The sequence below is a fragment of the Proteus vulgaris genome (genome assembly GCF_016239305.1).
Classification (GTDB): domain Bacteria; phylum Pseudomonadota; class Gammaproteobacteria; order Enterobacterales; family Enterobacteriaceae; genus Proteus; species Proteus vulgaris_C.
This window is the reverse complement of the sequence record NZ_JAEHOQ010000012.1, coordinates 1-25,424: the sequence shown is the minus strand read 5'-3', so window position 1 is coordinate 25,424 and position 25,424 is coordinate 1. Positions and strand designations below refer to the sequence as shown.

The window sequence follows — 25,424 nt, the reverse complement described above, 5'->3', positions numbered from 1 at the left end:
CTTTCATTAGCAATGAAATAAAACTAAGCCATACTTAATACATGAAAGAATTAACTGTATACCAATATGCGCCTAGAGATATTTTTTCATTCAATATGCAGTCACTTGAAAACAAATACATAATTTTTGAAGACTCTTTTTGATATCTTTTTATTGTAGTTTTACCGCAAGCTTAAGATATAGAAAGGTTTATGTTCCACAGATATTCCGAGCAAAGAACTTATTAATCACCTCGTATTTGCTAGCTATGTGACTATTTCGGCAGGGTAGATACCCTGCCTTTTTTATGCCAAATTTATAGCCTATACTTTTTTATCTCTGACACTATTTCATGTACTATTGCCTTATAAAAACAGTAACACTATGAAGAATCATAAAAAATGAATAAAAAATTTTCACTACCACCTTCTGAAATTGAGTTATTTCAGGAAGTGATAAAAGGTACAAAAAAATTACCTCAAGATAAAATACTTCACTCGCCAAAACGCAAAAAAGTGACACACTACGCCATTGAACGTCTGCAACAAGAGCAAGTTGATGCTTCATATTATTTTTCTGATGAATTTCAACCTAATTTAGCGACAGAAGGCCCAATGCGCTACTTAAGAGAAGGCGCAAATGCTTATGAGTTGAAAAAACTACGTCGTGGCGATTATGTTCCTGAGTTTTTTCTAGACTTACATGGTTTAACACAATTAATTGCAAAACAAGAGATTGGTGCTTTGATTGCAGCTTGTAGGCGAGAGCACGTTTACTGTGCTTGTATTATGCATGGGCATGGCAAACATATTTTAAAACAACAAACACCACTTTGGTTAGCACAGCACCCAGATGTCATTGCGTTCCATCAAGCCTCAAAAGAATGGGGAGGTGATGCGGCGTTATTAGTGTTAGTCGAAAATGATGATATTGCCCGTCGTTGATATATCAGTTATCTCAAGCATTAACCCTTAAATCACCCGAATGGTGAAATAAGGTGTTAATTATTTTTATTGAACTAATTTATTTTAATGTTGAGGGTGAGACTTGCCATAGCAACTCTCCAGCACCTTTTGACAAATCAAAATCGACACAAGCTATCGTTGATGTTGAAAACATAGGCGCACACACTGCAGGGCACAGTTCAGCCACAACATAGCCGACTAAAGGCAAATGAGATATAACCAAAACATTTTGATATCCCGTATCCCCTAAAGCACGTAAATAATGTGCAATATGTGACGGATTACCACCAGGAATAAGCCCCTCATCTATTTCTATTTTGCTTGGTAGCGCCAAATCTGTTGTTACAACCTCTAATGTTTGTTGAGCTCGTAAATAAGGGCTAACTAAAACATAATCGATTGTATGTCCTTGCGTTGTCATCCATTCAGCCATTTTTATTGATTCACTTCTTCCACGCTCTGTCAGTGGTCGAAGTGCGTCGCTTGCTGCATCAAGTGCCGCTTCTCCGTGGCGCATAATAAAAATTTGCATAGTAAATTATTAAACCTATTTTATTTTTTGTATATTACTGACATTGACGTTTTTAAGAGAGTTAATCTAATCAAGATAAAATTAATATATTCTTATATCAAATCGTCAATGTCCTAATTGCAATTGCATAATTCACCTATTTGAAATCATGCCATTGTTTTACAAAATTCATGTCATTTTTCAGGATTTTATTTTTAAAAACTTCATTTTTAAATATATTTTCAAATAACTATATTGCCATATCTGGCTATCATTAACACTTTCGACCTCTTTTTCCATTAAAAATTCATCAATTATTAATCTGACGCAAAAACTACAAGAAAAAAGGCGCCTAAGCGCCTCAATTAAAACAAGTGTCACAAAAGGAAAACGCAATGGTATAGAGGTTTAATTAGTCATAAAAACGTTCATTTCGTTTAGCCATTTCAACTAATCGTTCACAAGGACGATATTTTTCGCCATATTTATCAGCAAGTTGATTAAGTTTTTCTGCTACTTTTGTCGTTCCCATGCTATCCATATAACGGAAAGGCCCACCAAAGAAAGGAGGAAAACCGATACCAAAAACAGCACCAATATCACCGTCACGCGGTTGTTTTATAATATTTTCATCTAAACAGCGAACTGCTTCATTTAGCATTAATAATAAACAACGCTCGGTAATTTCAGAGGAAGATAATTGGCTTTTGGGTTTAATCTGTAAAAGACGATAAATAGCAGGGTCGGGCTGTTTTTTATTTTTGCCAAATGAAAAAGGCATAACATGTTTTGTATAAAGGTAAAAACCTCTGCCATTTTTACGCCCTTTTCTATCATCAGCAATAATGACATCAACAGCTGGTGGTGACGCAAATCGATCACCAAATGCATTCACCAATATCGGTGTTATTTTTGTACCAATATCAATACCAACTTCATCCAATAACTGAATAGGCCCGACAGGAAAACCAAACTGAACGAGTGCTTTATCAATATTTTCAATCGGTTCACCTTGTACTAAACACGTCAATGCTTCACTAATATAAGGGGCAAGAATACGATTAACATAGAATCCGGGTTTATCACCTACAACTATCGCGACCTTACCTTGCTTTTTAGCGAACGCCACCGTTGTTGCAATCGTTTTTTCGTTAGTATTTTCATGCGGAATAACTTCAACTAATGGCATTTTTTCTACGGGGCTAAAATAGTGAAGCCCGATCACTTTTTCTGGGTATTTCGCTGTTTCTGCAATTTTATGAATAGGTGATGAAGAGGTGTTAGATGCAAAAATAATTTTACCTTTACCCACATCTTCAATATCTGCCACCATTTTCTGTTTTAAAGCGAGATCTTCAAAAACCGCTTCAACAATAATGTTAGATTGATGAAAACCACTGTAATCCAATGTACCAGAAAGTAAGCTCATTTGGCGTTGGCGTTCACGCACAGGTAATCTTTTTTTGCTAACCTTGGCCGAAAGCGCTTTCCAACTATAATTTAAGGCTTGAGCAATTCCCTTATCACTAATATCTTTGATCCTTACAGGTAAATTGCCCTTTGTGGCAGTAACAAAAGCAATACCTCCCCCCATTAATCCCCCACCTAAAATACCGATGTGATGCAAACTATCTGGCTTTTCAGATGATCCTGTCTCATTTTTAAGTGCTGTAGAAGCAAAAAAGAGGTGTCTTAACGACGATGAAACAGGTGTCATCGCTAACTCACCAAAAATATTCGCCTCTTCTTTAAACCCTGTTTGAATATCTTTTTCAAGGCCTCGTTCTATTACATGTAAAATACGTTCAACTGCGGGATAATGCCCTTTTGTCTTAGCTAATGCGCGTTTTTTCGCTTGCCCAAAAAGTATATTCCTTCCTAATGTGGTATTTGCCCAGAAACGATCCATGATTGAATGTTTTTTCTGCTCTTTTTTACCCGATAAAATCCATTTTGCTGCAACATTTAATAATATATCTTGTGAAACAACATCATTAACAAGGCCTAATTTTAACGCTCGTTTAGCATTGATTTGTCTACCCGTTAAAATTAAATCTAATGCCGACGTTACACCAATAAGACGAGGTAAACGCTGAGTTCCCCCAGAACCGGGCAATAATCCAAGTTGCACTTCAGGAAGTCCTAAACGCGTTTTGTTATTATCAGAACAAATTCGTCCATGGCAGGCCAATGCTAATTCAAGCCCCCCACCAAGACATGCGCCATTGATAGCAGCAACAACAGGTAATGGATAATTTTCGAGTTGGGTAAAAAGATCTTGCCCTGCTTTTGCGAGTGCGCTTGCTTCTTCTTTTGTTTTGCAACCCGCAATCATTGAGATATCAGCGCCAGCAATAAAACTATCTGCCTTACCTGATGTGATAATTAATCCTTTTACACCAGAATGTTGCTGCGCTTGTTTCAAAACATCTTGGAACTGCTGTACAAATTCAGCTTTTAAGGTATTCACTTTTTCGCCAATAACATCAATGGTTATTACGCCGACTTTATCGTTACGAACTGAAAATTGGAAAACAGAAGATTTTTCTAGTGTTGTTTGTTGTTCCATTATTCCACCTCCAAAATCATCGCTGCACCTAATCCACCCGCCGCACATGCGGTCGTTAACCCAAACCCACCACCTCGGCGTTTAAGCTCATGGAGCGTCTGTGTTACCATTCTTGCACCAGTCGCCGCAAACGGGTGTCCATAAGCAATAGAACCACCAAGCACATTAAACTTATCCATATCCACGTCTCCAATTGCCTTGGATAATCCTAATTGCTCTTTAGCAAATCGTTCACTCGCAAATAACGTCAAATTACTCAACGTTTGTGCAGCAAAAGCTTCATGCATATCAATTAACGTTAGATCACTCAAAGAGAGACCTGCGCGAGAAAGCGCAATTGGCGTCGCATATGAAGGTCCCAATAACATATCTTTCCAGACATCTGTTGCTGTAAACGCATAACTACGTAGATAACCAAGAGGTTGATAACCTAAGCTTTTCGCAACTGATTCTTTCATCATTAATACTGCGGCCGCACCATCTGTTAATGGCGTACTGTTTGCAGCAGTGACGCTACCATGGCGACGATCAAAAGCAGGTTTTAACTTCGCGTAAGAATCAAGAACTGAATTTTTACGAATATTGTTATCTTGATGAAAACCTTCTTTGTAAGGAGGGAAAAAAGCGGTCATCACTTCATTATCTAGTTTTCCCATTTCCCATGCTTTAGTTGCTAATTGATGAGAGCGATGTGCTAGCTCATCTTGAGCAACTCTGGAAATATGATAAGTCTTTGCCATTTGCTCAGCGGTATCTCCCATACGTAATCCGGTTGAATACTCAGCCACAGCAGGGGCGACAGGAAGAAGATCACGAAACCGTAGTTGACTTAAGTAACTTAAACGCTGGCCTAATGATTTTGCTTTATTAAGACTTAGCAACACATCCGCTAATTTTTTACTAACACCAATAGGTAAAACAGATGATGAATCTGCGCCACCAGCAATACCGACAGAGACATGCCCTGCCATCATGCTTTCAGCAACATTTGCAATCGCTTGAAAACTCGTTGCACATGCTCTTGTAACGCTGTAAGCGTCTGTTTTTACACTTAAGCCAGCACCGAGCACAATTTCTCTGGCAATATTGGGAGCTTCAGGCATTTGTACGACTTGTCCAAAAACAAGTTGATCAATAATTTCGGGAGGAATTTCATTGCGAGTCACTAATTCTTGAACCACTGAACGCCCTAATTCAACCGCAGGTATTCCTCGATACGCAGTCGCTTGTTTAGCAAAAGGTAAGCGTAGTCCGCTGACAATGGCGATGCGATCTTTCATAACACTGTTCGTTGATGACTTCATAACGGCTCCTGACAAAATGAGTTCCTAACACCAAAGAGGTCTGACCTGATAATAGTGTTAACAAAAATTTCACCTATCAGAAACATCATTTTATGAGAAGTGGGAGTTAGCGCGCATTATTTCGATAGAATGTCTGAAACCTAGCAATAGCGATAGAAAAGGTAAAAGCACAATAGTGGACAATAAAAAAGGCTGTTGAATTTCAACAGCCTTAAATCTATTTATTTTCAGCGGATTAGCGTAATCCTAACTGGAAGATCAGGTTTTCTGCTTCACAAGAAAATGTAAAATCAGCGGTAAGTTGAACACCACCATCAACATCAGCAAATTGTTGATTAATTTTGCAAGGCTCTGAAGCGATAGATTGTGCTTTTGCACTGAGTTGATCCAACATTGCTTGCGCTTCTACTTTATCAGCGAAGACATGCTGATATGACGCAGTGCAATTTTTATTGTCAATAATAGTACCCACATCTACACAACAGCAAGCAGCGGTTTCTTCTGCACTACAGCGATTGATTGCATCTGCCATTTTAGTCTCCCAACGAAAGAAATGTTAATTATCTATCATAATCGCAAAAAAATAAAATAAACTGCTTTAGCTCAAATTATTCTACAATTTTACAAAATTAATTGATTATTCTGTTTATTTAACAATCAAAAACATCTTTATTGGCATATTTTGTGAAAATAATGTTAACCAAATCCCAATTATCAAATCAAAATGGCAATATTTGTAAAACATACTTGCAACATTTAGGGTGTTCAACTTTATACTTAAACAACTGGTCTGATTTGTCATAACGACAACCGCACCTAAAATCCAGCGCTTCTAATCAGAAGTAACAACTTAAAAAAATTATGAGGGTTTAGGTCATGAACCGTAAAAACCTGTTTACTCGCACAGCACTAGCTACCTTGGTAGGTGTTATCTCCTCTCAAGCAGGCGCTGCCGGTTTTCAGTTAAATGAATATTCTACTTCAGCACTAGGGCGTGCATTTTCAGGAGAAGGCGTTATCGCTGATGACGCAAGCGTAGGTAGCAGAAACCCAGCTGCACTCACTATGTTTGATCGTCCTGAATTCTCTGTTGGTGCTATCCATATCAACCCGAGCGTCGATATTAAAGGTAAATCTCCACTTACAGGTACTAACACTAATGCTGGTGATATCGCACCAAGTGCATTAGTCCCTAATATCCACTTTGTTGCCCCTATTAATGATAAGTGGGCGATTGGTGCATCAGGCACAACAAACTTTGGTTTAGCGACTGATTTTAAAAAAGATTATCCTGCAGGCCTTATCGGTGGTAAAACCGATTTAAAAACCATGAACTTAAACTTAAGTGCAGGTTATCGTGTTAATAATCAATTTAGTGTCGGCTTAGGATTAAATGCCCTTTATGCGGATGCAGAAATTACCCGTCATGTTGGCGAAGCGGGTAAAGTTTTAGGTGGTGCTTTATCTCAAAAACCAGGCATGGGGCAATTAGGCGGTTATTTATCAAGTTTGTCTCCAAGTGATCGCTTTGCCCAATTAAAAGGGGATGCATGGGGTTTTGGCTGGAACGCCGGTTTATTATATGAATTTGACGAAGGTAACCGTATTAGTTTCACTTACCGTTCTAAAGTGAAAGTGAAATTTAAAGACGGTGAATATCAAAGTGATTTACGTTCAATCCCACAACTTGAAGGTATGGGAATTGTTGGTACTAACGGCGAAACTATTAAAGGTAAGCTTGATCTTAACTTGCCTGAAATTTGGGAATTTGCAGCCTATCACCGTGTAGCACCCAAATGGGCCGTTCACTATAACTTCGCTTACACAAGCTGGAGTGCATTTGAAGAGCTAAGAGCCACACGTAAGAGTGATGGTCAGCAACTATTCAAGAAAGAAGAAGGCTTTCGTGATGCATGGCGTGTCGCATTAGGAACAACCTATTATCACGATGATAACTGGACATTCCGTACAGGTATTGCCTTTGATGATAGCCCAGTTCCTGCTGATAAACGTTCTATCTCCATTCCTGACCAAGATCGTTTCTGGTTAAGTGCGGGTACAACCTATGCATTTAACAAAGATATGTCTGTTGATGTTGGCTTAGCTTACATGCATGGTAAAAAAGTCACAATCAAAGAGAAATTATCCGAAGACTTACCATTACCAGCTTATGAATTCGAGTCATCTGGTAAAGCATGGTTATACGGTATGAACTTTAACTATCGTTTCTAACTCTTGCACTATATGGCTTTTTATATAAAAAATGGTCTTTTTCAAGACCATTTTTATTTATACATAAAACTAACCACAAAAATTAGTCAATTGAATCTAAATCATCTTCAATCGCTTTCGCGTTAGGGTTCTCTTTTACCGTACCAGCTTTGAAGTCATTACTCTGAAAGTAAGCTTCACGCATCATTAAGTAAGGATCAGACGAGTTTTGCAAAATCGCATCGGAATCGAGCAATTGTGCGCGTGTTTCAATGCCTTCTAATGCCCATTTACCCGCTGACATCCAAAACGTTAAATAGCTCAACATTGGATACGTTAAATCAGCCCAGTCACCACCCTCTTCACGGACAGTAAAGCTACCATAGCCGGGTACAACCACATAAGGGCCATAATCCATACCATAATGACCTAACGTACTACCGAATCGCATTGGAACTTCTTTTTCCATCGTTTCTTTGGACATACCAGCAACATCAATTAAGCCACCCATACCAAAGACTGTATTGATCCAAAAACGACCAAAATGTTTTGCTCCCTTTTCAAAATCACCACGCAATACACTATTTAGCATACTAGCGGGCTCTTCTAAGTTACCAAGAAAATTAGATAAGCCATTTCTTGCTGGTGGTGGCACATAATCGCGCCAAACAACAGCAACAGGACGTAGGATATAAGGGTCTAAAACATAGTAGTTAAAATCAAACATCTGGCGGTTAAACCCTTCCAATGGGTCAGAGCGCCCTTCCCCATTATTAGGGGTACTTGCACATCCTGAAAGTAAGGCGACTGAAAGAGCAACACCGCACAGGCGATACTTCATAATGTTCTCCGCTAATTATCTTATGATGAGCAGCATCATAGTTCGCATATTCATAAATTCTATACATAATACTGTCAATACGTAACAAGTGGTACTTTTATTAGGCGTTGATCTTATAAGATAATTCAGTTTTTAGGATTACCCCATTGAGCTAATTTACAATATTAGCCCAATATTATAGGGCTAATATAAAAATAATTGATGCTTGTTTACTGATATTCTTTTACCACTAATTGCTCTTTAGCATTAGGATACGAAAAATGCTCTGTGATAAAATCAAACTCTGCATTTGTTGTTTTAAACGGGTTTTCATCAGATTGATTACGTAAAGATAATCGTTTTTTACATTCCCCATTTTCCACTTTTAAAACATGAAATAAATAAGGCATATTCGCATTATCGGCTAATGATTTTAACCATTGTCGTTGCTTAGGCGTATTAGCAGGAAAATCCATAATAACGGTATTTCCAGCACTCAGAAGAACTGCAATATGTTTGCTCAATAGCCCCTTCATTAACTCACTTTTTTCAATATAGTCAGTCACTGTTTTTATTTGATTTGGATAAAGTTGTGATAACCATTCATCTTCATTTATTAATACCGTTCTGGGTGATTTAGAAAGAGATTTGGCTAACGTAGATTTACCAGAAGCAATTTTCCCGCAGAAAAAATGTAAACGAGCATTAGTAGATGATTTTAATAAATCAGTACCATATGAGTTATCGATAACACAGAGCCATTGATCATTAATAAGTTTAAAAACATAAGTAGCTTCTCTTACTGTATTAAATTTTTCCTCATTTGGCATATTTGCACTTAAAAGTGTTTGCGCTAAAACGAGTGCACAATCTTCTCCAAAAATAATTTTCACTTTTCCTTGAGAAACTTGCAGTGAGTGATTAAAAAATCCAGCAATCGCCATAAATGCTTTTTTTAGTGAAGGCTTACCAGAAACATGCAAGTCATCTTTAACCACTAACGTGCCATTTTCAGTATAAAAATTCATTAAATACTCAAAATTTTCGTCAGTAATAGCCTGATCTGCATTCGCAATTAGTTGTGTTAGCGATTGGGTATGTTGATCAATTTCTTGTGGAGTAAACATTTTTTATCCTTATCTTTTCTTTATACCAGATAAGGAGTCTAAAATAAAAAAACCCGCTTATCTGGCGGGTTCCTAATACAACCAATCCCCACCACTAAGTGATGGTAATAATAATTGCTGAAGAGGTTGTAAAATATGACATAAAAATAAACCTTATAAATAGACTAAATAAAATCTAGCAGTAATTTACTTTGTAAACAAGAATATTTTTTAAAATCAAAGCGATAATTGAACTAATATTTTATTTCCCTTTGAATATAAAGCTATTTTATTTAACTGTTATAGATAGATAATGACTTACTCTCATGTTGGCAGCAACATGATGCTTTTCCAGATAACTTGGCCTCTTGAATAGGTGGGCAAGGTACTGTTCCATAAGAACAAAATACACAGCAATCTCCTTCAAGGGGTTTTAATAGAGTATGACAATGAGTGCATTCATAAAACCATTGGCAAGCATCCGTTGGCATTGTTTCTATTTTTTTCGTATGACAATGCGGGCAAGTAATTTCTGACATCAAGTTAATCTGATTGTTTGACATTTTATTTCCACATAAATTTTTAAATATCATCTTTGTTATTTAGAATATGCTATTTTCATTTTTTCAATAGAATATTAAATCAATTAATTGTTTCTTCATTTGTCACTTACTGATCGAATACTTGTTGTTTTATCGCTGAAATATCCACTTCTTCTAGATACTGAACAATATTAGGGAAAAAAATTTCGTGATAGCCATACTCTTTTTTTCTTAATTCAGTAATAGCTTGCTCTTTTGTCCAATTTTCAAAGACTAACCGATACATTGCTATGACAGTTCCTGTACGATCACTACCATGCCAACAATGCACTAACACTGGTTCAGACGTACCCTTTATTTTTCGCAATACTGCAATAATATCCTCATCAGTTATTCTACCTGCATTCATTTTTACTTGAAAAGCTTCTAATTGCGTACCTTTTACATCATCACTATCACTATGATATTCACGTAAGTTAATAATTGTCTTGATACCTTGAGCTTCTAACCATTTCATTTCACCAGGTGTCGGTTGTCCTGAACGGTAAACTTTTTCTGAAACTTGATAAAAATTTTCAGGGGGTACAAGCATATCTGTAGGTCTAGAGTTACACCCCATCAGCAGAAAAAAATAAGCAATAAATAAAAACTTTAAATATCGAATATTATTAATTGATTTTATGTCCATATAAAAACCTAAATTTATTCTTGGTTATTGAATGAGGAAGAAAAACAATAGCGATAATAGCGTGAATTGATAAACACTGCTCTAGGAATAATTTCTAAATTTACAGAATTGGGTAATAGATGGCGTTCCCTACAAACTACAAACATAACAAATAACACATTGAATATTAAATAATAATACAAAGATGATACAATCAAATACCCCCAGCAATACCCCAAATGAATTTTGTCATCATGTATTTTGGTGATTTATGAATTTACAGAAACAAAACCTGTGAGAAAGGTGATACTTTTATACCACCTCTGATTTTTTTAATTCCATATCCTGACAATCTTGAATAGGTAACGGGTGAAATTGGCGCACCACCTTTCGACGTTTCAGGTGTAGCTTATATGCCTAAAAGAATGATACGAAAATGACGGAGAGGACTTTATCGAAGGTGAGTGTGTTAAGATTAATTAAATAACTGAACTTTTCTTGGTAGTCACTTATAACAAAAAGCCTCTGTTAAGAGGCTTTCAAAACGATACTAGTTAATATTATATACTTTTATTCATTACCACTTATCACGGTAATCAAATGCAACCTGGTAATCGTATTTATTTAGCTCAATTTTATGTTTAATATATTTCTGTAGGTAAGGAACCCATGCAGAAATAACATTGAAGCTACCTGCATTTATGATATTTTCTGTCGGCTTAACAGTCTGTTCAATAACCGTGTCGTCATCACCAAGATCAATCGAATATTCTTCACCAATAAAACTTTCAGTCTTTTTATCGAACCAAGTTAAATCAATTTTCAATCCCATAATATTACCCTTACAAGTATTTTTTGATATTACGTTTTGGATCAGCAGGTTTCAACTGATTGCCCGTCTTTGGATCAAACGCGCCAAGGTGCTGACCATCGCTTGAACGATAACCTTCAATTTCACCATGTTGATAATCCCATTCATAAATTTTACGCCCTTTATCCCCAATCCAGCGCTTACGAGTACCACCCCCACCTTGTTTTGGTGTTTTATCTTTCCCTCGTTTTAATTCTCCCAACCCTTTAATTTCTTCAGTCTTCGGTGCTGGGTGATAATCATGACCTTTTTCTCTAACACCTTGGCGTTTTTTATCCTTAGCCTCATTGACCTTATCTTCAGCAGCTTTTTTCTCACCCTCTGCTTTTTTACGTGATTCGAGAATGGGAGCTAGACTTTCTTTCGATTTGGCTAATTGATTATTATATGATAGTACCTGCTCAGCAAGTCGCTCATAAAATAGTTTAATTAGGTAAATTTGTATTCTGTCAGGTTTATTTACAGCAATCCTTTTTTCTACTTCACCTAAATATGCACCCATTCCTTTATTTAAAAGAGTATTAAGTAAGATTTTATCCGCAATCTTAACTTCAACTTTAGTGACGCTAATTTGCTTATTATCTTGCTTATAAACAAGAGGATTTTTAACAGGATCTGCTAATGCCAAACCTTCTGGAGTCGCTTTGAGTTTATTAATAACAGCGACTTGAGCCTGATATTGTTTATCAATATTAGCTAATCTTTTTTTTGCTTCTTCAAGTTCTAATAATGCGGCTTCTAAAGGATATAGAGTCGACCATTCAGCCCATTCTTTTTCCACTATTTGCTTTTCATTATTTACATCAATAACGTCGATAATAGAGACATAAAGAGCTTCATGCTTTCCACCAAAATCAACAATCGCATGATGAGTCTTTAATTTGGATGAAGGGATATAGTATCCAACGTTAGGCTTGGAATTAATGACTACTTGTTTGTTTTTATCCGCTTTATTTTCAGAAACGCTAATACGTACTGGTTTTGTACCAGCAATAATAGGAGCGGTATAAACATTTGGTGTGCTTGTTACTGTTGCTTTTACGATTGGAATACTAATAGCCTGACCCGTTGATACAATGGTTCGTTGCTTTCCAGTATTCTTATCTAAAGCAGACATGACCTGAGTGTGTATACTTAATGATGTTTTTTTACCAATATCGCTAATTTGATTAGTAACAATATCAGCAGGCATGGTTGTAACTTTACGAGCTTTATTTCTATCAAAAATATCTCTGTCTAAAACACCGTATTTTCCCAGCAGAGCCATTTCAGCTTGAGTAGACATAATATTACTACTTGGCCACAATCCTTCGATTGCAATTCCAACAGCTGTAATCCTAGTTAGTTTTGGAGCAACAGAAATTGCTTCTAATGCGCTAGCTTTTAACGCTGTCAATGACTTAGAAAAAATACTCTTAATATTAGCGGAAACAAATGGACTTGATGTAAAACTGAGAACACCTTGATAAGTAAGAAAACCTAAAGCAGGAAGGCCGGCGGATGCCATTACTAACTTTTCAGGGTATTTGCTTAAATCAATATCAGAGACGTCTTGAATATCTCTTTCTCTTTCCTCCTTGTCGTCACCATCATCATTATCACCAGGATGACTGTCATCATGTGATTTATCATACTGATCCCAGTAAGAATCATTACCCCAAGGATCGTTTTCTTTACTCCAACCAGAATGGTCAGATGAATCAATATCACTCATATAAATTCCTTTTTATATTTAATAGCACACAACCACTGTATATAATCACAGTATATTCAATAATGATTGCAAAACAATCGTCTGATTTCGGCTATAGTCGGAATAGTTACAGATACCTTCTTTCACCTTAGATGAGTTAATCTTGAACAGCCAACCATTTAATTTCTTTAATGCCATATATAAAATATTACGTAATTCTTTATCTATAGCGACCATATCCATATGAACATAGTTGTATTAATTATTGTTTTTATTTATTTTTTTATTTAGTTAACCAACTCATACCAAGATTTTCTACAATCGACTTCATTGCTACATAAGCAATACTTTCTACCATCGCAGTAATTATTTATTGTCCATGAAATTGAATGTTTGATGTGTTACCGACACAAATAGATACCATCAGAGCCTCTATATGGTTTATCTTTTGCTTTAAATGATGATATCCGCTTTACAGTTAACATTTTGGGTAAAATCTCGCTGGAGAAAAAAATTTACCCAATAAAGATAGCGGTTTTCCAACGAACTAATAAGAACTGTAACGAAAAAGAAATTACTGTATGTATTGAATTTTGTGGGGTTTTACGAACGAAGGCGAACTAATGCGAATGGATTCAGAGCGTTCCCTACAGGAATCGAACCTGTAACTAGCCCTTAGGAGGGGCTTGTTATATCCATTTAACTAAGGGAACATACGTAATGAGGTAATGTATGACTAATGGATGAGCTGTATTTTACCTCCCTCACTCTCTATTAATCAAGTTTTAACGCACTGATATTGGAAGGAATTTTTTTGTTTCTTTTTTGAACAGTGAAATTCGCCTTAAAAAGGAATAATAAATACTATCATCAATGATTGTGTTTATTCTTATATATAGCTGTTTTACTAAAATTCTTTCAATTGCTTTAAAAATAATTTCGGTGAATATCCCATCTCTTTATTAAACATTGCGCTAAAGGCACTTGGATTCTCATACCCTAATTCTAAAGCAATTTCGGTGACTGAATGGCCTTTCTTTAACGCTGTTAGTGCGTACATTAAACATACTTTTTGACGCCATTCTCGAAAAGAAAGTCCTGTTTCCTTATGAAATAAACGGGTAAAAGTGCGTAAACTCTTATTTAATTTTTCAGCCCACATTTCTGGCGTAGTTCGAATATTCGGTTGTGTCATAAATTCAGTACATAACGCATCTAATAAAGCATGTTGAGGCAAAGGAGTAAAATAAGGTAATGGTTTGGCCTGAGCTAATTCATGACAAAGCAACGTTAATAAAGCACTATCTCTCCCTCCTAAATCATAAAGCAAAGGCAGTTTATTTGCTGAAAGTAATAGCTGATGAAGCAAAGGCGAAACATGTAAAACCTCACAATATTCCGAATAACGAGGTACTTTATTCGGCTCGATATAGAGGCTATAAGTGCTACTACCCAACATTAATACTTGATGTGTTTTTTCAGCAGGGATCCACACACCACTGTAAGGTAATACAATCCATTGGCCATCTTCTGTTTTGACTTTCATTACGCCATTGGGTGCATATAAAAATTGAGCTCTTCGATGATGATGTGCTTCAAGTAATGTGTCATAAGGATAATCAGAGCCTAATGCCAAAATATCACGAGAAAGATGATCCACACTGTTAATATCGATATTACGCATAATATTAAAATTGTCCTAAATTCATACAAACTTGTCATTATCACGTGGGTAAGCCATCATTTTATTCTATATTGTTAATCTCCTGACTCAACAGGAGATTTAAAATGACACTCTGGCTGATTTCTTTTGGTTTAATTTCAGGCATCACAACATGGTTATTTGGCTTTGGCGGTGGTTTTGTCACGGTTCCCTTACTTTATACACTTATTCTGACGCTCTGGGGGATAGACAGCTTACCTGCTGAGCATGCAATGCAAATAGCCGTTGCAACCTCTGCATTAATTATGTTGTTTTCTGCAACAGTAACAACAATTAAACACCATAAGGCCAAAAGGCTTGATTGGCATATCATGTTCATTCTTTTTATTGGAATTGCTTTTGGGGGGATTTTAGGTGCCCTTCTCACATTAATGGCTGAAGGTACTTGGATCAAATGGATCTTTATTGGTTATCTCTTTGTCACTATTTTAGATTGCTATTTTCGCCCTGGATTTATGGCTCCGACTCACCATACAAAAAAGATAACTAAAGCAAGAGAAATGATTAATGGTACGGTCATTGGCATCATCGCCGCTTTCTTAGGGGTTGGCGGAAGTGTAATGACGGTTCCTTTATTACGCCGCAGAGGTACACCAATGGCACAATCTGCAGCGATGGCAAATGCCTTAACCTTACCTTTAGCACTCACTGCAACATTCACTTATGTCGCACTTTCCTTTACGTCACCTTTAAGTAGTGAATCTGGTTTTATTGGTTATATTTGGCTAAAGGCAGCCTTTATTCTGATTTGTAGCACATGGATAGGTTTAAAGATCTCAGAACGATTTTTATCTCGTATTCCCGATAAATGGCATGCGAGAGTTTACCCCCTATTATTGAGCCTTGTCTTAATCGTTATGTTGTTTTAAATCTTTTCTTTTATATAAGAAAGATAGACAGAAAAATAATTTTGACAACATGTAAACAAAGTGACTCTTAATATTCAATGAGCTACTTTGTTTTTAACATTTTCTTTAAACTTTTCCTGCGTATATTTACTTGGCATTAATATTATTAAGATGTATAAAACAAAAAACAGCTCTTTTTGACAATCAACACACAGCCCTACAACTATTAGCTTCATTAATTAATATTTAAACATAGTGAATAATACTTTATAGATTGTCTCATTTTTAGTATCAGTTTGATTACGTTTCAGTGCGCTTTTTTTACACAAAATGTCATCTAGCTATTTTTCTCTTTTATTTGTATTTATCATCAAAATAATAAGTTAGCTATTTTTTTAAATTATATTTTAAGAAAAAATCGGATTTAACCAACACTAAAAAATATTATTTAATATAATTTTCAAATAACAAATTAATTACAATAACACCGAAATTCGATATATAAATAATTATATATCGATATACTTTTCTGTCAATTATTTATTATAATTAATCATATATTTAAAATACACTTTAATAAAATAGATTAATGCCATAACTAAATGAATTTAAAAGAAGTAAACATTATTACCATATCCTATAAAAACCTCTCTTCCTCCTCGAAATCTTTATAATATGAGCTAATAAAAGAAAATAATTATCATTTGATTTTGTCTATTTTAGTTAATTTATTTTGTGACATTTATTAACGTCTTATTCTCTATTATTTATTATTTACAACTAACTCATCACTTATGGATTAATAAACTGGAGACGCCTTCAAATATTTATTTAACCGTCTGTATATAATATTTAGCTATAAGAAGAAACTGGAGGTTATATGAGTATTAGTCGTCGTTCTTTCATTAAGGGGATGGGAATAGGATGTGTAGGTTGTACCGTAAGTAGTTTACCACCGGGTGCACTTGCATTTAATCCTGTAGATTCTCTAAAGGGTCAATCAACATTAACACCTAGTCTATGTGAGATGTGTTCTTATCGTTGCCCTATAGAAGCTCAAGTTGTTAACAATAAAACTGTATTTATCCAAGGAAACAGAAACGCAGAGCATCAAAATAGCCGAGTTTGCGCCAGAGGGGGAAGTGGCGTTAGCCTCGTTAACGATCCAAACCGTATTGTCAAACCCATGAAACACAAAGGCCCTAGAGGTGCGGGCGAATGGGAAGTCATAAGCTGGGAACAAGCCTATAAAGAAATAGCTGAAAAGATGAATGTAATAAAACAAAGCTACGGGGCTGAAAGCATCTCTTTTTCATCTAAATCAGGGTCGCTTTCTTCTCACCTTTTCCATTTAGCAGCGGCATTTGGTTCTCCAAACACGTTTACACATGCATCAACTTGCCCTGCAGGTAAAGCTATCGCCGCATCAGTTATGATGGGGGGTGATCTTGCAATGGATTTAGCGAACTCTAAATATATCCTCTCTTTTGGACATAACCTTTATGAGGGTATTGAAGTTGCAGAAACACATGAATTGATGACAGCACAAGAACGTGGTGCAAAATTAGTCAGTTTTGATCCTCGTTTATCTGTCGTTTCAAGTAAAGCAGACGAGTGGTTCGCAATCCGCCCAGGTGGCGATTTGCCTGTTCTAATGGCAATGTGCCATATCTTAATTAAAGAAGATCTCTACGATAAAGAGTTTGTGGAGAAATTTACGGTAGGTTTCCCACAATTAAAAGAGGTTCTACAAGATACTACCCCTGAATGGGCTCAAGCACACTCAGATGTTCCCGCTAAAGATATTGCTCGTATCGCCAGAGAAATTGCAGCAAAAGCCCCTCATGCTCTGATTATGCCTGGTCACCGCGCGACCTTTAATAAAGAAGAGATCAATATGCGCAGAATGATCTTCACCTTCAATGCCTTACTAGGCAACATTGAACGTGAAGGTGGTATGTATCAGAAAAAAGCAGCAGCAAAATACAATAAATTAGCAGGTGTTAATGTTGCACCTGAACTGGCAAAGCCAAGTGTTAAAGGTATGCCCGAAATTACCGCAAAACGTATTGATGCAACAGCACCTCAATTTAAATACATCAATAAAGGTGGTGGTATTGTTCAATCGATCATCGACTCAACATTAGAAGGTGTGCCGTATCAGACAAAAGCATGGATTATGTCTCGTCATAACCCATTCCAAACAGTCAGTTGCCGTCCTGAGCTAGAAAAAGTAGCACAGAAGTTGGACTTAATTGTCAGTTGTGATGTGTATTTAAGCGAAAGTGCCGCTTATGCCGATTATTTATTACCTGAATGTACCTACTTGGAACGTGATGAAGAAGTTTCTGATGTATCAGGTTTAAATCCCGCTTATGCATTAAGACAACAAGTAGTTGAACCTATTGGTGATACTAAACCAAGTTGGTTAATTTGGATGGAATTAGGTAAAGCGCTGGGATTAGAAACCTATTTCCCTTGGGAAAACATGGGTGTTAGACAGCTTTATCAAGTTAATGGTAACGAAGCACTATACAAAGAGATGCATAAAAAAGGCTATGTATCTTATGGTATTCCATTATTGTTACGCGAACCTTCTTATGTAGAAGCCTTTGTTGAGCAGTATCCAGATGCTATCAAACATGTTGATAGTAATAACACAATGGAAAAAGCGCTCTCCTTTAAATCACCAAGTGGTTTAATTGAAATCTACTCTGAGGAATTAGAAAGTCGTTTAGAAAATTACGGTATTCCTCGTTTCCACAACTTCCCATTAAAAGAAAAAGACGAACTTTATTTTATTCAAGGTAAAGTCGCCGTTCATACTAATGGGGCGACACAATATGTGCCGTTATTAGCTGAATTAATGTGGGAAAACCCTGTTTGGCTTCATCCAGAAACGGCAAAAAACCATGGTATTAAACATGGTGATGAAATCATTCTGGAAAATAGTATCGGTAAAGAAAAAGCACATGCTTTAATCACCGAAGGTATTCGCCCTGACACCGTATTTGTTTATATGGGTTCGGGTGCAAAAGCAGGAGCAAAAACAGCAGCGACTACTACAGGTGTTCACTGTGGCAACTTATTACCTCATGAAATTAGTCCTGTATCGGGTACTGATGTACATACATCAGGTGTCAGAATTAGTCGGGCTTAAGGAAAAAAATAACGATGAATAATAATGATAAACAATTTGTCATGCTACATGATGAAAAACGTTGCATTGGGTGTCAGGCCTGTACTGTTGCGTGTAAAGTCATCAATGACATTCCTGAAGGTTTCAGCCGACTTCAAGTTCAAATTCAAGGCCCACACAACGATGAAGCAGGTGATCCTCATTATCAATTTTTCCGTGTTTCATGTCAGCACTGTGAAGATGCACCTTGTGTTTCTGTTTGCCCAACTGGAGCCTCTTTTATTGATGAAAATGGCATCGTACAGGTGAAAAAAGAGTTGTGTATTGGTTGTGATTATTGTGTTGGTGCTTGTCCTTACCATGTTCGTTATATCAACCCAATGACACATATCGCAGATAAATGTAACTTCTGCTCTGATACTCGATTATCTGAAGGTGAATTACCTGCATGTGTATCGGTATGCCCAACGGATGCGCTTGCTTTTGGTCGCATTGACTCACCTGAAATTCAGGCATGGATCAAACAGAAATCCGTTTATCAATACCAATTAGATAATGTCGGAAAACCAAGTTTATTCCGTCGCAAAGAAATCCATCAGGGAGATAAAGCATGACTAGTATCTGGGGAGCAGAACTCCATTATACGCCAGATTATTGGCCTGTATGGCTAATGGCTGCCGGTTTATTAATCGTTGCCATGATAGCAGTCCTGGTTATTCATGGTTTGCTACGCTATGCCCTTGCACCAAAACACTCAGGCCATTATGAAGAAGAGCGTGTTTATTTATATTCTAAAGCGATCCGTTTTTGGCACTGGGGTAATGCCTTGCTATTTATCCTATTACTACTAAGTGGCTTTTTAGGGCATTTCTCTATCGGAAATGTCACTTCAATGGTGCTATTACATAAAATTTGTGGTTTCGTACTTATCGCGTTCTGGATTGGTTTTATTCTTATTAATCTAACAACTAGTAACGGTGTACATTACAAAGTAAGATTTAGTGGATTAATTGGGCGTTGTATCAAACAAGCTCGCTTTTACCTCTATGGCATAATGAAAGGCGAACCTCATCCTTTTGCCGCAACTGAAACTGATAAGTTTAACCCTCTTCAACAACTCGCTTACTTAGGTGTAATGTTTGGTTTAGTGCCACTGTTACTTGTTACTGGATTATTATGTTTATATCCAGAAATGCTTGGCTATGGCTATTGGATGTTAAAAGCACACTTAGTTTTGGGTATTGTGGCATTAATGTTTATTTGTGCTCATTTCTATTTATGTACATTAGGTGACACTTTTACACAGACATTCCGCAGTATGGTTGATGGTCATCATCGCCACCAAAAACATGATACTCATGGCTCAGTAACTAAAAAAACAGAGCATTAACCCCTCTGCTTACTCCTTACAGAATAATCATTACCTAAAATGTCCGTTTACACGGGCATTTTTTTGATCTTAATTCAGAAACAATTTCATAATCTTATTATTAGTAAATATATCATTTTATTTACATGTTATTCGGTGTATAGTCGGCGCCCACTTTCGTTATATATAAATTTATACAATGAAACACATTGCATTTTATTTGCGATAAATATCGCTATATATTTTTTTCAATAACGATGAATTTAAATAACTAAAAAATACATTTTTGGAGTCTATCGTGAAGAAATTTATCATTTCGACAATAGCTTGTGCTATAGCGCAAACATTAACCGTATCAACAAGCATAGCTACTGACGGCGCTGAAAAAATTATCGTTACTGCACAACCAGTGAATAATAGTGAAGCCGGTGCGGGGTTTGTAACCCGTGAAGTAGATATGGGACCATTAGGTGAGAAAAAATGGTTAGATACACCTTACACAACAAACACCTTCACCCAATCTATAATTGAAAATCAACAAGTTACCAGTGTTGCAGATATCTTAAAATATAATGCCTCTTCCCAAATGCAAGCACGTGGTGGTATGGATGTTGGTCGTCCTCAAAACCGTGGAATGCAGGGGAATGTTGTTGCCAATTCTCGTTTAGATGGTGTGAATATTATTTCTACCACTGCTTTTCCTGTCGAAATGCTTGGACGTGTAGATATTATAAACGGCCTAACGGGCTCACTTTATGGACCGGCAAGTCCAAGTGGACAATTTAATTTCACACAAAAACGCCCAACCTTAAAACGCATAACCTCACTGAATGCAACTTATGTCAATGATAACCAATTTAAAGGTCACCTTGATTTAGGTGGTTTTATTGATGACAACAACACTTTTGGTTATCGAATTAATCTAATGCATGATGAAGGTAAAGGTTATGTTGCGGGTAGTAAAACACGTCGCCAGCTTATTAGTACTGCTTTTGATTGGAATATCTCTTCTGATACTGTGTTAGAAGTGAATTTTAGTGACTATTGGTTTAAAAAAATGGGTTATCCAGGTGCATTTTCTTATGGACCCAAAGTCACCGCGTTACCTGATGCGCCAGATCCAACTAAAGTAGGCTATGGTCAAGCTTTTGCGGGTGTTGATCTTCATACCAGAACAGTAAGTAGTAGACTAAAACATGATTTTAATGAAGATTGGCAAATAAATGCTTCAATCGGTTATCAAACTGCCGATCGCGGATTCCGTTCTGTTTCTAACCAGCTAAGTAATGATGGTAAGCAATTTACACCAACGTTATCAGTTCCTTCTACTTATGGTCGTTTTACTGTTTTAAGCCATTCTATCAATGTTAATGGTCATGTGATGATAGGCGTACTTTCTCATGATTTAGTCCTCGCCAATAGTGGTTATCGTTGGGACATTTACGGAGCAAATGGCAACGATCTGAAATTTACATTACCAACTCAAGATATTAATAATCCACATCGTTATGATGATCCTTCTAATGAAGGCTTCTATACTGGTAGCGCCCGCACTAAAAATAGTCGCTCACAAGTTCAATCCATCACTTTAGGTGATACCGTTACCTTTAATCCTCAATGGTCAGTGATGGGATCATTAAGCCAAAATTGGATCAAAGAAACTTCCTATCGTGCTGGCGGTGGAAATCACACTGAAAATGGTTTAAGCCCTACTGTCGCATTAATATTTAAACCGATCCCTGAAGTAATGACTTATGTTTCTTACGCAGATTCATTAGAAGAAGGTGATTCAGCACCCGATACTGCAGATAACAAAGGTGAGGTGCTAAAACCCTATCACAGTGAACAGTGGGAAATGGGGGTTAAATCACAAATTGGCGATCTCAATTTAAATGCGGCTATTTTCCAATTAGAGCGCCCTTTTGCCTATGTAGGAAATGACAATATATTTAAAGAACAAGGCAAACAGCGTAACCGAGGATTAGAACTGATTGCTAATGGACAAGTGACTGATGAACTTTTCTTTTTCAGTAGTATGACATGGTTAGATCCAACATTAACTAATACCGGTAATACGAAAACCCAAGATAAAGATGTTGTGGGTGTACCAAAATACCAAGCAAATCTGTTAGCTGAATACCATTACCCTACCGTGCCAAATGTTATCTACAGTGCTAATGTTCACTACACTGGAAAACGTGCGGCAAACACTACCAATACGATGTGGGCAAAAGCCTATACCACTCTCGATTTAGGTGCTCGTTATCAAACACAGTATTGGGATAAAAAAACCACTTTCCGTGTGAATTTGGATAATGTTACCAATGAGCATTATTGGGCATCTATCTTCTCTGGTAACCAAAATGGTGTAGTTGGTGGTGCTAATGCTTTTCTAGGTACACCTCGTCAAATTTCTGCATCTGTCAGTATTGAACTCTAAGAGGATAGCTAAATGTATAAAGGTTTTTTTAAAACCCTGTGCATTGCATTACTGGGGGTTTCAACCCTCAGTACCTCTTCCAATGTATGGGCTCAAAGAATTGTTCAATATTACCAAGACCAATCGATTACTGTTTCAGATTCACCAGAACGAATCGCCACCAGTTGGAATGCACAAAATGTAATCCTTGCGATGCTTGGAGCTGGAGATAAAATTGTGTCAACAACCGATTTAGTCAAAACAATTCCCTTTTTTACTGAAATTGTTCCCGCAATAAAAACGGCCTCTATTTCTAGTAAAGGTAATAACGACACGCTGAATATCGAAACATTAATCGTTAGTCAGCCTCAAATTTTTTTTGCAACAGGAAAGCTGTCTGATGCACAAATGACGGCACTAAAAAATGCAGGGATCAGCATTGCATTATTAAAGTCAGGTTCAATAGATGCATTATTAGAAAGGACCTTGATTACGGGTGAAATTTTAGGCTCAAGAGGTCACCAATTAGCAAAAGATTATTTAGCTTACTTTCAGCGTAATACAACGCTTGTACAGAGTGCAATAAGTGAGATAAGCATCAAGAAACCAATAAAGGTTTATCATGCATTTGGTTCGCCATTAAGAACATCTGGCGCCCCATCACTTAATCATGATTGGATAACACTCGCTGGAGGAGTCAACGTTGCAGAACATTGGTTTGACAATGTACCTAGCCGGGCAGGTGAAGTTTCTTTAGAACAAGTTATTCATGCTAATCCTGATGTTATTGTCACCATGTATGCACGAGATACGGAAATCATCAAGAATTCACCTGAATGGCAATCAATTACTGCGGTACGCGAAGGTCGTGTCTACACGAATCCCAAAGGTCTATTTTGGTGGTGCAGAGAAACGACAGAAGAAGCTCTACAATTTTTATGGCTTGCTACAATTTTATATCCAGAGCAAACGCCACACATTGATATCGTTAAAGAGACAAAACAGTTTTACCAAACATTTTTCAATATCTCCCTAACCGACCAACAGCTCGAATATATTCTGACTCCGCCATTCAAAGACTAAAATTGGCAGCCTGTTCATCATAAAGGTGAAGAGGCTGTAGGCCCCCTTCTTGTATCAAGATTATCTGTTACCAACCCTACATTGCCATTAAATACTTAAATTTGAGAATTTGATCTCACCCCTATTTTTAACACAGTTATCTTTTTCAATTTTTATCGTGTTAACGTTTATTATTTTTAAATTCCTTGATATAAAACACATAAGTTATACGTTAATAGCTTTAAAAATGTTATCAATGAGTAAAATCATAGCAGGTAATATAAGAGCTGATTAGTAAGAGATTTATATTTATAGGTATCTATCCCCTGTTAATTTACACATAACAATAGGTAGGAGAATATATTTCTACGGGTATGTAAAACTCAGCTATTCTGCAATAACATTTTTCTTTTTTTAGAAGAAAATTAAAAGTTTTAATTCCTCCAAAAACGTAAAATGCCCTAATAAGGGCATTGATATTATATAGAGGCTTTATTTTTCTAATTAAGAAAATTCTTATTATTTACTAATCTTAAAGATATACATATATAAGAATTATCCTACTCAATTTAGTTATTCTAAAATGAATTATCTTCAAATTTAAAGATATTTTTAGAAAATAGAAAGAGCCTTACTATCGAAATGAGCTGGAATATGTTGTTCATTATGCTCAATTTCTTGAGTCATTCCGCCTGTCACTTCTTCAAAGAAGCTACCAATATTAACACCTAATACTTCAAGCACTCTGACTAAGCAATCAATATCAATACGGTTTACACCACGCTCATAACGGAATAATTGTTGTTCACTAATATCAATCTCTTTTGCTAACTGAAATACAGTATAACCTTGAGATTTTCTTAATGACTTAATTTTTTGTCCAACAGCATAAGCGACTGGATACTTGCTACTCATAATATGTTCTCGCTTTTCACTTTGATTGATATCTAATTTATAATGGTGTGTTATCCCACAATAATATATAAAATTATATATTATTAAGGACACCTTTTTGTTTTAATAAAATATTATTTTTAGTAGATAAGAAATATTACAATTCATAACATGACTTATCATATGTAAATAATATACTACGCATTTAAACACTTTCAACTAGTCGAAAAAAGACAATGAAGACTTGGTACTTTACTCATACTAGTTAATAATACCTAGGATGATGCTATATATTCTTTATTTTCATATAGTTAAAATATTTTATTTATAAAATAGCGCTTTTTTTTTCTTAAACTTTACTCATTAGTTGGAATAATTACCTATTATCTTGTTAATTTAAAGTGTGATAAACCAAATTGTGCAAAAATAAATCAATTTGTATTAGTCTAATTTATTTAAAATAATAAATTAACCTCATAAAGAAGATGATTTTCTTATTTTTCTGAAATAGCTTAAGCAATATCAATGAAATCTGATAGATTTACAATTACATATAAATTTTGATTTAAAATCAATTAATTACAATAATTTCACAAGAATTAGGATATAGATCACCTTTTAAACATTTGTTAATTAATTTATATAAGCATAAACCCTTAGTGATTCAGCTAAATATATTTAAGATGTAATAAATCTTTATTGTGCTGGAATGAATAGGCAATACATTTAATT

20 protein-coding genes and 1 tRNA gene are annotated in these 25,424 nt (G+C 36.0%); 8 read left to right on the top strand and 13 right to left on the bottom strand.

The window, feature by feature from the left end; genetic code table 11:
- The first annotated feature begins 380 nt into the window (after positions 1-380).
- Positions 381-923 carry an endonuclease SmrB gene (smrB, locus tag JEP40_RS10280; RefSeq protein ID WP_198623486.1) on the top strand — a complete coding sequence of 181 codons (543 nt, stop codon included), beginning with the start codon at positions 381-383 and terminating at the stop codon, positions 921-923.
- A gap of 79 nt (positions 924-1,002) precedes the next feature.
- On the opposite strand, the gene sixA is transcribed toward smrB, so the two are convergent.
- The 4 genes from sixA to JEP40_RS10260 all read right to left on the bottom strand — a co-directional run bounded on the left by sixA (position 1,003) and on the right by JEP40_RS10260 (position 5,860).
- The gene (gene sixA, locus JEP40_RS10275; protein ID WP_198623485.1) at positions 1,003-1,476 is read right to left on the bottom strand and encodes a phosphohistidine phosphatase SixA; all 474 of its coding nucleotides are present in this window, start codon (positions 1,474-1,476) and stop codon (positions 1,003-1,005) included.
- Positions 1,477-1,867: 391 nt separating this feature from the next.
- Entirely contained in the window at positions 1,868-4,024 is a 2,157-nt protein-coding gene (gene fadJ, locus JEP40_RS10270; RefSeq protein WP_198623484.1) for a fatty acid oxidation complex subunit alpha FadJ, read from the bottom strand.
- The gene (fadI, locus tag JEP40_RS10265; protein ID WP_198623483.1) at positions 4,024-5,328 is read right to left on the bottom strand and encodes an acetyl-CoA C-acyltransferase FadI; all 1,305 of its coding nucleotides are present in this window, start codon (positions 5,326-5,328) and stop codon (positions 4,024-4,026) included. Before fadI ends, fadJ begins: the two co-directional genes overlap by 1 nt.
- Before the next feature lie 235 nt (positions 5,329-5,563).
- Positions 5,564-5,860, bottom strand: a complete 297-nt coding sequence (locus tag JEP40_RS10260; RefSeq protein WP_082151772.1) for a YfcZ/YiiS family protein — start codon at positions 5,858-5,860, stop codon at positions 5,564-5,566.
- A 344-nt stretch (positions 5,861-6,204) separates the two neighbouring features.
- Here JEP40_RS10260 and fadL point away from each other — a divergent pair, with 344 nt between their 5' ends.
- Positions 6,205-7,560 carry a long-chain fatty acid transporter FadL gene (fadL, locus tag JEP40_RS10255; protein WP_198623482.1) on the top strand — a complete coding sequence of 452 codons (1,356 nt, stop codon included), beginning with the start codon at positions 6,205-6,207 and terminating at the stop codon, positions 7,558-7,560.
- A gap of 82 nt (positions 7,561-7,642) precedes the next feature.
- Here the strand turns inward: fadL and mlaA are convergent, their stop codons facing one another.
- The 8 genes from mlaA to JEP40_RS10215 all read right to left on the bottom strand — a co-directional run bounded on the left by mlaA (position 7,643) and on the right by JEP40_RS10215 (position 14,922).
- On the bottom strand, positions 7,643-8,380 hold the full coding sequence (gene mlaA / locus JEP40_RS10250; protein ID WP_166540754.1) for a phospholipid-binding lipoprotein MlaA: 738 nt from the start codon (positions 8,378-8,380) through the stop codon (positions 7,643-7,645).
- 209 nt (positions 8,381-8,589) lie between these two features.
- Positions 8,590-9,486 carry an AAA family ATPase gene (locus tag JEP40_RS10245; protein WP_232799236.1) on the bottom strand — a complete coding sequence of 299 codons (897 nt, stop codon included), beginning with the start codon at positions 9,484-9,486 and terminating at the stop codon, positions 8,590-8,592.
- Between the two features lie 272 nt (positions 9,487-9,758).
- Positions 9,759-10,028, bottom strand: a complete 270-nt coding sequence (locus JEP40_RS10240) for a GDCCVxC domain-containing (seleno)protein (protein ID WP_198623481.1) — start codon at positions 10,026-10,028, stop codon at positions 9,759-9,761.
- A 106-nt stretch (positions 10,029-10,134) separates the two neighbouring features.
- Complete coding sequence (locus tag JEP40_RS10235; protein WP_198623480.1) at positions 10,135-10,599, bottom strand: fused DSP-PTPase phosphatase/NAD kinase-like protein; 465 nt, start codon at positions 10,597-10,599, stop codon at positions 10,135-10,137.
- A 652-nt stretch (positions 10,600-11,251) separates the two neighbouring features.
- The gene (locus JEP40_RS10230; RefSeq protein WP_198623479.1) at positions 11,252-11,506 is read right to left on the bottom strand and encodes a colicin E3-like toxin immunity protein; all 255 of its coding nucleotides are present in this window, start codon (positions 11,504-11,506) and stop codon (positions 11,252-11,254) included.
- Between the two features lie 10 nt (positions 11,507-11,516).
- Positions 11,517-13,259, bottom strand: a complete 1,743-nt coding sequence (locus tag JEP40_RS10225; protein WP_198623478.1) for a colicin E3/pyocin S6 family cytotoxin — start codon at positions 13,257-13,259, stop codon at positions 11,517-11,519.
- Positions 13,260-13,879: 620 nt separating this feature from the next.
- Positions 13,880-13,951 (bottom strand) — tRNA-Arg (locus JEP40_RS10220).
- Positions 13,952-14,145: 194 nt separating this feature from the next.
- A complete protein-coding gene (locus tag JEP40_RS10215) occupies positions 14,146-14,922 on the bottom strand; it encodes an AraC family transcriptional regulator (protein ID WP_198623477.1) in 777 nt (258 codons plus the stop codon).
- 104 nt (positions 14,923-15,026) lie between these two features.
- Here JEP40_RS10215 and JEP40_RS10210 point away from each other — a divergent pair, with 104 nt between their 5' ends.
- From JEP40_RS10210 to JEP40_RS10185, 6 genes are all read left to right on the top strand, one after another.
- Positions 15,027-15,830 (top strand): sulfite exporter TauE/SafE family protein, encoded by an 804-nt coding sequence (locus JEP40_RS10210; RefSeq protein ID WP_198623476.1) that lies wholly within the window; start codon positions 15,027-15,029, stop codon positions 15,828-15,830.
- A gap of 859 nt (positions 15,831-16,689) precedes the next feature.
- Complete coding sequence (gene phsA, locus JEP40_RS10205) at positions 16,690-18,969, top strand: thiosulfate reductase PhsA (RefSeq protein ID WP_198623475.1); 2,280 nt, start codon at positions 16,690-16,692, stop codon at positions 18,967-18,969.
- A 14-nt stretch (positions 18,970-18,983) separates the two neighbouring features.
- A complete protein-coding gene (locus tag JEP40_RS10200) occupies positions 18,984-19,562 on the top strand; it encodes a 4Fe-4S dicluster domain-containing protein (protein WP_198623474.1) in 579 nt (192 codons plus the stop codon).
- Positions 19,559-20,338, top strand: a complete 780-nt coding sequence (gene phsC / locus JEP40_RS10195; protein ID WP_198623473.1) for a thiosulfate reductase cytochrome B subunit — start codon at positions 19,559-19,561, stop codon at positions 20,336-20,338. Before JEP40_RS10200 ends, phsC begins: the two co-directional genes overlap by 4 nt.
- Before the next feature lie 277 nt (positions 20,339-20,615).
- The gene (locus JEP40_RS10190) at positions 20,616-22,757 is read left to right on the top strand and encodes a TonB-dependent siderophore receptor (protein ID WP_332873082.1); all 2,142 of its coding nucleotides are present in this window, start codon (positions 20,616-20,618) and stop codon (positions 22,755-22,757) included.
- Between the two features lie 12 nt (positions 22,758-22,769).
- Complete coding sequence (locus tag JEP40_RS10185; RefSeq protein WP_198623472.1) at positions 22,770-23,819, top strand: ABC transporter substrate-binding protein; 1,050 nt, start codon at positions 22,770-22,772, stop codon at positions 23,817-23,819.
- 591 nt (positions 23,820-24,410) lie between these two features.
- On the opposite strand, the gene JEP40_RS10180 is transcribed toward JEP40_RS10185, so the two are convergent.
- The gene (locus tag JEP40_RS10180; RefSeq protein ID WP_072068753.1) at positions 24,411-24,713 is read right to left on the bottom strand and encodes a helix-turn-helix domain-containing protein; all 303 of its coding nucleotides are present in this window, start codon (positions 24,711-24,713) and stop codon (positions 24,411-24,413) included.
- Between the last annotated feature and the right edge of the window lie 711 nt (positions 24,714-25,424).

Bases quoted from the DNA above. Each gene is read 5' to 3' on its own strand.
- JEP40_RS10260 (WP_082151772.1), bottom strand. From the start codon at position 5,860: ATGGCAGATGCAATCAATCGCTGTAGTGCAGAAGAAACCGCTGCTTGC.
- JEP40_RS10210 (WP_198623476.1), top strand. From the start codon at position 15,027: ATGACACTCTGGCTGATTTCTTTTGGTTTAATTTCAGGCATCACAACA.
- JEP40_RS10230 (WP_198623479.1), bottom strand. From the start codon at position 11,506: ATGGGATTGAAAATTGATTTAACTTGGTTCGATAAAAAGACTGAAAGT.
- fadI (WP_198623483.1), bottom strand. From the start codon at position 5,328: ATGAAGTCATCAACGAACAGTGTTATGAAAGATCGCATCGCCATTGTC.
- sixA (WP_198623485.1), bottom strand. From the start codon at position 1,476: ATGCAAATTTTTATTATGCGCCACGGAGAAGCGGCACTTGATGCAGCA.
- JEP40_RS10180 (WP_072068753.1), bottom strand. From the start codon at position 24,713: ATGAGTAGCAAGTATCCAGTCGCTTATGCTGTTGGACAAAAAATTAAG.
- phsA (WP_198623475.1), top strand. From the start codon at position 16,690: ATGAGTATTAGTCGTCGTTCTTTCATTAAGGGGATGGGAATAGGATGT.
- phsC (WP_198623473.1), top strand. From the start codon at position 19,559: ATGACTAGTATCTGGGGAGCAGAACTCCATTATACGCCAGATTATTGG.
- JEP40_RS10185 (WP_198623472.1), top strand. From the start codon at position 22,770: ATGTATAAAGGTTTTTTTAAAACCCTGTGCATTGCATTACTGGGGGTT.
- JEP40_RS10235 (WP_198623480.1), bottom strand. From the start codon at position 10,599: ATGCTTGTACCCCCTGAAAATTTTTATCAAGTTTCAGAAAAAGTTTAC.
- fadL (WP_198623482.1), top strand. From the start codon at position 6,205: ATGAACCGTAAAAACCTGTTTACTCGCACAGCACTAGCTACCTTGGTA.
- JEP40_RS10200 (WP_198623474.1), top strand. From the start codon at position 18,984: ATGAATAATAATGATAAACAATTTGTCATGCTACATGATGAAAAACGT.
- mlaA (WP_166540754.1), bottom strand. From the start codon at position 8,380: ATGAAGTATCGCCTGTGCGGTGTTGCTCTTTCAGTCGCCTTACTTTCA.
- fadJ (WP_198623484.1), bottom strand. From the start codon at position 4,024: ATGGAACAACAAACAACACTAGAAAAATCTTCTGTTTTCCAATTTTCA.
- smrB (WP_198623486.1), top strand. From the start codon at position 381: ATGAATAAAAAATTTTCACTACCACCTTCTGAAATTGAGTTATTTCAG.
- JEP40_RS10225 (WP_198623478.1), bottom strand. From the start codon at position 13,259: ATGAGTGATATTGATTCATCTGACCATTCTGGTTGGAGTAAAGAAAAC.
- JEP40_RS10215 (WP_198623477.1), bottom strand. From the start codon at position 14,922: ATGCGTAATATCGATATTAACAGTGTGGATCATCTTTCTCGTGATATT.
- JEP40_RS10245 (WP_232799236.1), bottom strand. From the start codon at position 9,486: ATGTTTACTCCACAAGAAATTGATCAACATACCCAATCGCTAACACAA.
- JEP40_RS10240 (WP_198623481.1), bottom strand. From the start codon at position 10,028: ATGTCAAACAATCAGATTAACTTGATGTCAGAAATTACTTGCCCGCAT.